The sequence below is a fragment of the Mycobacterium sp. E735 genome (genome assembly GCF_001666955.1).
Lineage (GTDB): Bacteria > Actinomycetota > Actinomycetes > Mycobacteriales > Mycobacteriaceae > Mycobacterium.
On record NZ_LZIX01000326.1, the window covers coordinates 1 to 8,907 of the forward strand.

Annotated in this window: 10 protein-coding genes and 1 pseudogene; 9 read left to right on the forward strand and 2 right to left on the reverse strand. The window is 68.0% G+C overall.

What is annotated here, in order from left to right:
* Positions 1 to 124: 124 nt before the first annotated feature.
* The 6 genes from A5704_RS26375 (at position 125) to A5704_RS26400 (ending at position 5,756) form a co-directional block, all read left to right on the forward strand.
* Positions 125 to 1,027, forward strand: a complete 903-nt coding sequence (locus A5704_RS26375; RefSeq protein WP_067749970.1) for a phosphatidate cytidylyltransferase — start codon at positions 125 to 127, stop codon at positions 1,025 to 1,027.
* A 9-nt stretch (positions 1,028 to 1,036) separates the two neighbouring features.
* Positions 1,037 to 2,836: an ATP-binding cassette domain-containing protein gene (locus A5704_RS26380; RefSeq protein ID WP_067891843.1), complete on the forward strand. Its 1,800-nt coding sequence runs from the start codon at positions 1,037 to 1,039 to the stop codon at positions 2,834 to 2,836.
* A gap of 355 nt (positions 2,837 to 3,191) precedes the next feature.
* Positions 3,192 to 3,668 carry a hypothetical protein gene (locus A5704_RS26385; protein ID WP_156669953.1) on the forward strand — a complete coding sequence of 159 codons (477 nt, stop codon included), beginning with the start codon at positions 3,192 to 3,194 and terminating at the stop codon, positions 3,666 to 3,668.
* Between the two features lie 104 nt (positions 3,669 to 3,772).
* On the forward strand, positions 3,773 to 4,075 hold the full coding sequence (locus A5704_RS26390; RefSeq protein WP_197498872.1) for a hypothetical protein: 303 nt from the start codon (positions 3,773 to 3,775) through the stop codon (positions 4,073 to 4,075).
* A 16-nt stretch (positions 4,076 to 4,091) separates the two neighbouring features.
* Positions 4,092 to 4,457, forward strand: a complete 366-nt coding sequence (locus tag A5704_RS26395) for a DUF732 domain-containing protein (protein ID WP_067749975.1) — start codon at positions 4,092 to 4,094, stop codon at positions 4,455 to 4,457.
* An 81-nt stretch (positions 4,458 to 4,538) separates the two neighbouring features.
* Positions 4,539 to 5,756, forward strand: coding sequence for a bifunctional 2-polyprenyl-6-hydroxyphenol methylase/3-demethylubiquinol 3-O-methyltransferase UbiG (locus tag A5704_RS26400; RefSeq protein WP_067778824.1), 1,218 nt, complete (start codon positions 4,539 to 4,541; stop codon positions 5,754 to 5,756).
* On the opposite strand, the gene A5704_RS26405 is transcribed toward A5704_RS26400, so the two are convergent.
* Positions 5,753 to 6,763: a chemotaxis protein CheB gene (locus A5704_RS26405; RefSeq protein WP_067749977.1), complete on the reverse strand. Its 1,011-nt coding sequence runs from the start codon at positions 6,761 to 6,763 to the stop codon at positions 5,753 to 5,755. The genes A5704_RS26400 and A5704_RS26405 overlap by 4 nt on opposite strands.
* A gap of 252 nt (positions 6,764 to 7,015) precedes the next feature.
* On the opposite strand from A5704_RS26405, the gene A5704_RS26410 reads away from it, so the two are divergent.
* From A5704_RS26410 to A5704_RS29490, 3 genes are all read left to right on the forward strand, one after another.
* The gene (locus A5704_RS26410; RefSeq protein WP_067891846.1) at positions 7,016 to 7,798 is read left to right on the forward strand and encodes a hypothetical protein; all 783 of its coding nucleotides are present in this window, start codon (positions 7,016 to 7,018) and stop codon (positions 7,796 to 7,798) included.
* A 110-nt stretch (positions 7,799 to 7,908) separates the two neighbouring features.
* Complete coding sequence (locus tag A5704_RS26415; protein WP_067891850.1) at positions 7,909 to 8,664, forward strand: dienelactone hydrolase family protein; 756 nt, start codon at positions 7,909 to 7,911, stop codon at positions 8,662 to 8,664.
* 7 nt (positions 8,665 to 8,671) lie between these two features.
* Positions 8,672 to 8,773, forward strand: a complete 102-nt coding sequence (locus A5704_RS29490; RefSeq protein ID WP_231969385.1) for a DUF6295 family protein — start codon at positions 8,672 to 8,674, stop codon at positions 8,771 to 8,773.
* 34 nt (positions 8,774 to 8,807) lie between these two features.
* Here the strand turns inward: A5704_RS29490 and A5704_RS29495 are convergent.
* A pseudogene (locus A5704_RS29495) lies at positions 8,808 to 8,885 on the reverse strand (DUF6295 family protein); the annotation flags it as partial.
* Positions 8,886 to 8,907 lie beyond the last annotated feature (22 nt).

An 8,907-nucleotide genomic window follows, 5' to 3' on the forward strand; every position in this document is an offset into this window, starting at 1 on the left:
CGGTACGCCCGTCGATCCCCACACCACCTCCGCACCGCAACTGCGGTCGCAGGTGCTGGCGCTGCGGGGCGACGTCGTGGCCGATGACCGCTTCGCGCTGGCGTCTTAGAACCGGCGGCCCACCATGTCACTCCTCGACCGCTGGTTTCCTCATCTCGATCGGCGGATGCCGCTCAACATCGACGTGGGTCCGCTGCACGTCCACATGTACTCGACGGCTGTGTTCCTGATGTGGGTCACGGTGGCGATCCTCGCCGTCGCGGGCGCCGCCGTCCTGGTCTCGCGCAAGCGCGAGCTGGTGCAGAAATGGCGCACCTGGGTGCTGATCGCACCGGCTGTCGGGATCCCGGTTTGGGCCGGCCAAGGCACGACGGCGGGGTTGGCCGCGGCGCTGGCGGTCGTCGCGGTGATCGAGTACGCGCGACTGGTCAAGCTGGGCCGGGCCGACACCTACGTGCTTGTGGTCCTGGCCGTGGCATACCCGGTCGCGGCGTGGCTGCGCCCCTCGCTCCTGCAATTCGCGCCGATCATCGTGCTGCTGTGCGTGGCGCCCTCGGTCCTTCAGGGCGACGTCGAGAACGGCGCCAGGCGCGCCGCCTCCGCCGCCTTCGCCTCGGTGTGGATCTGCTGGTCGCTGTCCCACCTCGTCATGGTGGGACCGGACGCATACCTGCTGTGTTTCGCCGTCGCGGCCACCGACGTCGCGGCGTGGTGCGGCGGAAAAGGGTTGCGCCGCATGCGATGGGCGCGCACGCCGCTGTCCCCGCTGAGCCCCAACAAGACGGTCGGCGGGATGGTCGGCGCGATCATCGGCGCGTTCGGAATCCTCACCCTGTTGGGCACCATCTCCGTCGGCCTGCTCATCGCCGTCTCCATCGGCGGTCTGTTCGGTGACCTGCTTGAATCCATGCTCAAGCGACAGGCCCAGGTCAAGGACGCCGGTGACTGGCTGCCCGGATTCGGTGGCCTCCTCGACCGCATCGATTCACTGCTGGTTGTCCTCCCACTCGCGTACTTCCTCGGATGAGAGATCTCAATGAATAACGACAAGCCCACGATGCCGATCACCCTCAAGAATCGGACCGACGAAGCCGCGAACGCCACGGAAATGCGCGCCCGCTGGCGATTCCCGGCAGAGCCGTTCGGGTCGATCCCGATTAATCGGAGCGTCCAGCGCGAGAACCGATTCCTGCCCGCGGCGACCGGCGGCCTGGAGATGCGCGATGTCAGCCTCGCCGTTGACGGCGAAAGGGTTCTGCTGGAACGGGTTTCGTTCGCGGCGCGCCCCGGCACGTTGACCGCGGTGATCGGCCCCTCGGGCGCGGGCAAGTCCACTCTGGCCAAGGTCGCCGCCGGGGAGGATCGGCCGACCAGTGGGACGGCGTCTTTGGAGGCGAGGGCCGTGCACACAGTGCGCAGCGAGATCGGGATGGTGCCACAGGACGACCTTGTGCACGCCCGGCTCACCGTCGCACAGGCACTGCAGTACGCGGCGGAACTCCGGATGCCCGCCGACACCACCGCAAGCGCATGCGCGCGGGTGATCACCACCGTGCTCGAGGAACTCGAGCTGACACCCCACGCTGACACTCGCATCGACAGGTTGTCGGGCGGCCAGCGTAAGCGCGTGTCGGTCGCCGTCGAATTGTTGACCAGCCCTTACCTATTGGTGCTCGACGAACCGACGACGGGGCTGGATCCCGCGCTGGACCGCTCGGTGATGGCCATGCTGCGCCGGTTGGCCGACGCAGGCCGCGTGGTCGTGGTCGTCACGCATTCGTTGACGTTCCTGGATGTGTGCGACCAGGTGCTGTTGCTCGCACCCGGCGGCAAGACGGTTTTCTGCGGCCCTCCCGATCGGCTCAGTTCCTATCTGGGAGCCTCAGATTGGGCTGACATCTTCACCAGGGTATGCGCCGATCCGGACGGTCTCCAACGGCGGTTCATGCAGGGGCGAGACTCCCAGGAAGCGGACACGGTATGCCGTCCCGCGCTCGTTCAGCCGGTCCAACCGCCCCCTGTCGGCATATGGCGTCAAACGTCGACGCTCGCGCGTCGCCAGGTGAGGTTGCTTGTGGCGAACCGTGGTTACCTCGCCTTCCTCGCTGTGCTGCCGTTCATCGTCGGCCTGCTGCCGCTGACCGTCACCGGTCACGCAGGCCTGAGCCACATGCCGGCGCCTGGCGAACCACCGTTCGAAGCCAAACACATCGTCGCGTTGACGAGCTTCGCGGCGATCCTGATGGGAACCACACTGAGCGTCCGCGATCTCGTCGGCGAACGCGCCGTCTTCCGGCGCGAACAGGCGGCGGGACTATCGGCGTCGGCATACCTGCTCGCGAAGGCGATCGTCTTCGGCGCGGTCGCGGTGATCCAATCCGCGATACTCGTTGCGATCGTCACGGCGCCCGCGATCGGCAAGCCCGGCCCGTCTAGTGCGGTGGTCCTGGGTAGCCCGGCCGTCGAGTTGTTCGTCGGCGTCGCGGCGACCTGCGTAGTGGCCGTCCTTCTCGGCCTTGCGCTTTCGGCCGTGGCCCGCACCGGCGATCAGGTCATCGTGCTGCTGGCGATGACGCTGATGGCGCAACTGGTGCTCGCGGGCGGCTTCATCCCGGTGACCGACCGACCGTTGATGGAAGCCTTGGCCTGGCTGACGCCCGGACGATGGGGGTTCGCGGCGACTGCGTCGACGGCCGATCTGACCAAACTGGTCGCGGGGATTTCGAACGATTCGCTCTGGCAGCACACCGGTTCGGCGTGGCTCACGAATATGGCCGTGTTGGGGGTGCTTGCCATGCTCTTCGCCGGCGTCACGCGCTGGCGTCTTCGACGTTGAGGCGCTTGCGTTTTGCGCAATCCGACAAGCGGAACGCAGCCGGGCATTACGCTTCCTGGTTATGGCCAGGGGGAAGAAAGTTCTGATTGCGCTCGTGCTCGCATTCGCCGTCTCAACGACGTCGGTGGGCTGCATACCCATCACCATTCCCACCTGCCCCGCGGGTGGCGGCCCGGTCGGCTGCTGATCACAGGCGCGGCATGGGCGCGAGCTTCGCTGCCCGTCGTTGTCTGCAGTCGCTAATCCAGTCACCGGATTTGGGGCACCTTGGTGCCAGAGCTAGAGGCTTTGTGCCCTGTCTAGCCGGCGCCGCCCGAACGAAGATCACCACCAGCACAGGGTTAGGAGGCCGGTGGTGATCAAGCAAGCCATGGCGGGCGCTGCGGCGGTGGTCCTCTTCGTCGGGGGCTGCTCCGCTGGAAATCACAACGGCGGTGGCGGCACGACCACCACGACCACGTCGCATGGTCAGGCCGTGCGCGGATGGGTCGAACTGACCAAAGACCACATGCAAGACCTGGGGATAGCGATGGGCAAGGCGACATTCGCCATCGGGGAGCATGACTACGCCGCCCTGGGGGCCGCCTGCCACGAGGGCCACGACGCGGCGAGCTTCCTCCAGGGGCACCTGCCGTCCCCCGACAAAGAACTCACCGACGCGCTGCAGGCCAGCCTCGACGACTTCGATGCCGCGTCCCACTTCTGCGTCGCCGCGGTCGAGGACAAGGATGCCAACGAGGCGCGCCATGCCGGCGAATTCATGAACTCCGCCGAAGGGCATCTCACCACCGCCACCGGCATCCGGGATCGCATCGTCAACGGACCGGCCTAGGTCGGATCAGCGACCAAGGGGCCGCTGGGCGAGGACCTTGGCCCCTACCAGCTCTCGGCGGGCGGGGCGACAGTGAGATCACACAACTTCAGGGAGGACGAGCAATGAATCGCGAAGTGAGCAAATTCTTCTGCGGGGCGTTCGCCGGCATCGCGTACGCCCACGCGGGCTACGCCATTGCCGCTTCCAGCGGCATCATCGACGAGCCGATCTTCCTCGGGAGGAAGTGGGGCGTCGGGTTCATGTGGACGGAGGCCGTCGTCTATTCCGCGATCAGCGTGGCGCTCGGGTACGCGGGCTGGCGCCAACGGCCGGTCGGGCTGCGCGCGGTCCCCGCGCCGGAGACGAACGGGCAGAGCGAGCACGGGGTGAGCCAGGCGAAGGCCCCTCAGTCGGCCTGGAACTGATCGGCACCGCGCCGGTATGAACGTCCGTCGCGGGAAGTGGCCGGCGGTCTGTGCGGTCCTGCTGTCGGTGCTCGAGCTGCTGGCGTCGGCGCCGGCGTCGGCCGACCCGGGCGACGACGCGTTCATCGCGTCCCTCGCCAACTACGGGATCGAAGTCCGAGACAGCGACGTCGCGATCGCGATGGCCCACCGGGTGTGCACCGGATTCGACAACAACGCGAACGCAAGCGTGCTGGCGATGAAGGTGAAGCGCGACACCGATCTCTCGATGAAGGAAGCCAGCTACTTCGTCGGCCTGTCCGTGGCCGCCTACTGCCCGCAGTACCGGGGGCTCATCGACAGTTCGCTGATCTGGCTGGTCCCAGGGCCCCCGCTGATGTGAGCCGGTACGCCGTAAGCAAGCCGGACGGCCCAAGGCACAGTAAGTTGGTCGCGACCGCCACCGCGAAGGAGCCGCGCCGAAGTGACCGACGATCCGCGGAGCGACGGCGTGTCCAGTCAATACGATCGCTGGGAATACCCGCCCCCGGTGACCGATCTGGCGGCGTGGACCAAGACCCACTGGGACTGGTTCGATCCGTTCTGGGCGCACCGGGTGTTGTGGCCTAACCGGGAGTACGTACCGGACCTGGACATTCTGATCGCGGGTTGCGGCACCTTCCAGGCTGCGCTTTTCGCGTTCATGAACCGCGCCGCCAGGGTGGTCGCGATCGACGTCAGCCGGAAGGCGCTGGAACACGAGCGGTACCTGAAAGACCGGCACGGCCTGGACAACTTGGAGCTGCACCTGCTGCCCATCGAAGAGGTGGCGACGCTCGGGCGCGACTTCGACCTCATCGTGTCCACCGGCGTCCTGCACCACATGGCGGATCCGCTGACCGGGCTGAAGGCGCTCGGCGGGTGCCTGCGCGCGGACGGTGTGCTGGCCGTCATGCTGTACGCCAAGTACGGCCGGATCGGCGTCGAGATGCTCGAATCGGCGTTCCGCGACCTGGGGCTGGGGCAGGACGACGCATCGGTCCACATGGTCAAGGAGGCGATCGCGGTGCTGCCCGCGGATCACCCCGTCCGCCCGTATCTGAAGGGCGCGCGCGATCTGGTGTCCGACGGCGCTTTGGTCGACACGTTCCTGCACAGTCGCCAGCGGAGCTACACCGTCGCGGAATGCCTGGACCTGGTCGGCGCCGCCGGATTGGCATTCCAGGGCTGGTTTCACAAGACGCCGTACTACCCGCACGACGTCGTCGCGCCGGCGAGCGGGTTCCAGGCGCTGCTGAACCAGCTGCCCGACGTCCAGCTGTGGTCGGTGATGGAACGCCTGCAGCCGGCGAATGCCACGCACTTCTTCATGGCCTGCCGCCCCGAACGCCCGAAAGAGCACTACGCGATCGATTTCTCGACGCCCGAGGCGCTCGATTACGTTCCGCTATTGCGGACGGCCTGCCTGCTCGCCGGGGACGATATCCATCTGCCGGGCAGCAAGCTGAAGCTCAACCCGGCCCAGTTGCCGTTCGTTCAGCAGGTCGACGGCCGCCGGACGATTCGGGAGATCATCGAGCACGTCGCCCGCCAGGGCGACGTCGGCCCCGAAAATGCCGAACTGGTAAGGGAATTCGGGCGAAAACTGTTCGAGTCGCTGTGGCGTCTCGACTTCCTGGCGATGGCGTTGCACACCGCTTAGGTGCTCCCGCCGTTCCGACTGTCGGCCTTCGCCGTCAGCAGGCCCTGCCGCAACGCGGCAATCGCGTGGGCGGCCCGGTTCGCCGCGACCGTATAGCCTTCCAGATCCGCTGCGCTTTCGGCGTTCTCGGCGAGGGTGCGGGACAGCCGCGCGGTGTCCTTCAGGTTGCGGATCGCCGCCCAGATCGCTTCTTCGAGTTCGTCGCCGTAGGCGACGAGCAGCGCCTGGGCCGTCCACGCGTGGCCGACCTGGCAGCGGTAGGCGTTGTCGCCAACCGACATCAGAGCTCCGTTGCAGCTCGGGCACGTGTATCCGGTCGGTGGGCCCAGGTCTTCCACGCCGACGGACGCGGCGAACTGGCTGTCCATCGCGATCTGATTCTCCAACTCGAGTCGCCCGTCGGGATCGGCCGCCGGCTCCTCGACGTTCCGGTCGGCGAGCCGCCCGAGCAGGCTGCCGATCTCCTTTGCCGCGGCCGTGTGATCGGCCAGGCCGGCCTTGATGGCGTTCTTCGGTAGGTCGGGAAACAGCGCGTCGCTCGGTTCCTGAACCACTGTGGCCCCTCCCTTGGACTTGATGGCGCGCAGTCCGGCCACGCCGTCGTCGAGCAGCCCCGACATCAGAACGCCGATCGCGCGTGGGCCATAGTCCAGCGCGACGGACCGGAACAGTGCGTCGATGCCGGGTCGGCGACCGCTCTCCCACGGTCCGTCCGACAGCGCCACCCGGTGGTCGCTGGCCAGCAGATGGTGGTTGGGCACGGCGGCGTAGATCCGGCCGGCCTCCAGCACCGCACCGCCGACCGCCGCGACCGCGGGCAGCGGGCCGCTTCGGTTGATGATCTGCGCCAGCAGGGACGGCGCTCCCGGGCTCATGTGGATGACGATCATGACCGCGAACGGAAAGTCCGGCGGCATCCCCGCCGCCAGTTCGCTCAACGCCTCGATGCCCCCGGCGGATGCGCCGATCGCCACCACGCCTTCAGCCGGCGTTGCCGTGCGACCCATAGCTCGACCTAGCCCTACCCTGTCGCGGTGACAGCCTTCAGATCCGTACCGCTCCAACACTGACCCCCGCAAGGCCGCGCGCCAAGGGCCATAAGCCCTCTCCGCGGCGTCACCTTTCGCCGGGAAAGCCGTTGGCGCCGCGGGAATCCGGCGGCCCGAGAACGCCGCGCGGCGGGGGTCGTGCGCCGCGGACCAAATTTTCGACCCGGCCCCCGAGGACCACGGAAACCGTCACTCATACACTGACCCCTCGTGGGCATGCTGTTTGGTCTTGCGCCGTGGATCGTCTATTGGGTGCTCGTCGGTAACGTCCCATTGCCGGCGGCCGCACTCGTCGGGCTGGCCGTCGCTGCCGTCGCACTGGCGATCGGGCACCTCACCGGCAAGCCGGAGCGGACGCTCGAAATCGGTTCCGCCGCAGTGTTTGTGGTGCTGACGGGGCTGACCTTCGCGCTCGGTGACCGGTTCTCCCACCGGTGGATGCTCCCGCTGAGCATCGCCGGTTTCCTGGTGGTCGCGCTCGCCGGCACGCTGACGGGCAAGCCGTTCGTGCGCGCGTTCGCCGCCGCGGAGCAGCCCGCGGACGTGCGCACGACCGAGTTGTTCGCGCGGGCCGCCAACGTCCTGAGCTGGGTGTGGGTGGGAACCCTGGCCGTCATGACGGTGTCGTCGGCGATCCCGCCGCTCATCCGGGGCGATGCCACCATCCTGGACACCAGGACTCCGTTGTCGTACGCCTGCTACTGGCTCATTCCGTTCACGCTGTTCGGACTGGCGGCGCTGGCGTCGCGGGTGCTGCCCGAGCGGATGCTCGCCGGGATCGACGACGTGGCGCGGGAAACCTCGTTCGTCGCCTACGACGAGGCCACGATCGACGAGCTGTACTTCCTTGCCCAGGAGCACGCGAATCGGGAGGTCGGTCCTGGCAAGGAGGCCTACAACGTGAAGGTCGGGGGGATGGGCATCCCGTTGACGGGGGACGAGTCCCGCAAGTCGTGGCCCTCGACGTACAAGGTGCGCGACAAGCGGCGCTGACGGCGTGGGGGTGTTCCGCTACGTTGGGTTCCGGCGGGGCGGGCCCGGACCGGCCGCACGCGCTCCGCGTCGGGTTGCGGCCGACCAGGGAGCCCAAAGAGGAGTCGCGAATGAACGCGGTCAGCCCAGACGCCATCCGTGCGGAGACGATCACCATTACCGGTCACGGCGGCGACGAAATCGAGGCGTACCTGGCGACTCCGCTCGCCGAGGGCACTCGCGGCGGGGTCGTGTGGATCCATCACATGCCCGGCTATGACCGCGAGACCAAGGAGTTCGTCCGGCGGCTCGCCGTCAGCGGCTTCCACGCCATGGCCCCGAACCTCTATTCGCGTGAGGCGCCGGGCGCGTCGCCCGACGATGCGGCGGCGGCGGCGCGGGCGGCGGGCGGCGTGCCCGACGAGCGCCTGGTCGGCGACGTCGCGGGCGCGGTCGAGCACTTGCGCTCGTTGCCGGGCGCCAACGGCAGGTTCGGCGTCATCGGGCATTGCTCCGGCGGGCGGCACGCATACCTGGCGGCGTGTTCGCTGCCGTTCGATGCCGCGGTGGACTGCTATGGCGCCTTCATCGTCGAGGATCCGCCGGAGGGGATGCCCAAGGCCATGAAACCGATCCTGCAGCTGGCGCCGAACCTGAGTTGCCCGCTGCTGGGCCTGTTCGGGCTCGACGACCGATTCCCGGCGCCGGCCGCGGTCGCCGCGCTGGACGGCGAGCTGAACAGGCTGAACAAACCGCACGAGTTCCACTCCTACGAGGGCGCGGGCCACTCGTTCTTCTCCGTCGATCGGCCCGCCTACCGGCCCGAGGCGGCGGTCGACGGCTGGCGGCGCATCGACGACTTCTTCGCCACCCACCTGAAAGGCTAGGCCGCCCATGTGCACCTATCTCACCGAACACGTCGGAATCGACGGCAGCGGCAAGGGCGCCACGGGGTGGTTCGGCGCCAGCCGCGCGACGGCCCGAGCTCCGGATTGATCACGTCGATGTTGACCGTGTGGCCGTAGGGGGCGTGCACGGGGTGATCGACATACACCGTCGCGCGGCTGGCGCCGAACCACCCCGTGGCGCCCTTGCCGCTGCCGTCGATTCCGACGTGTTCGGTGAGATAC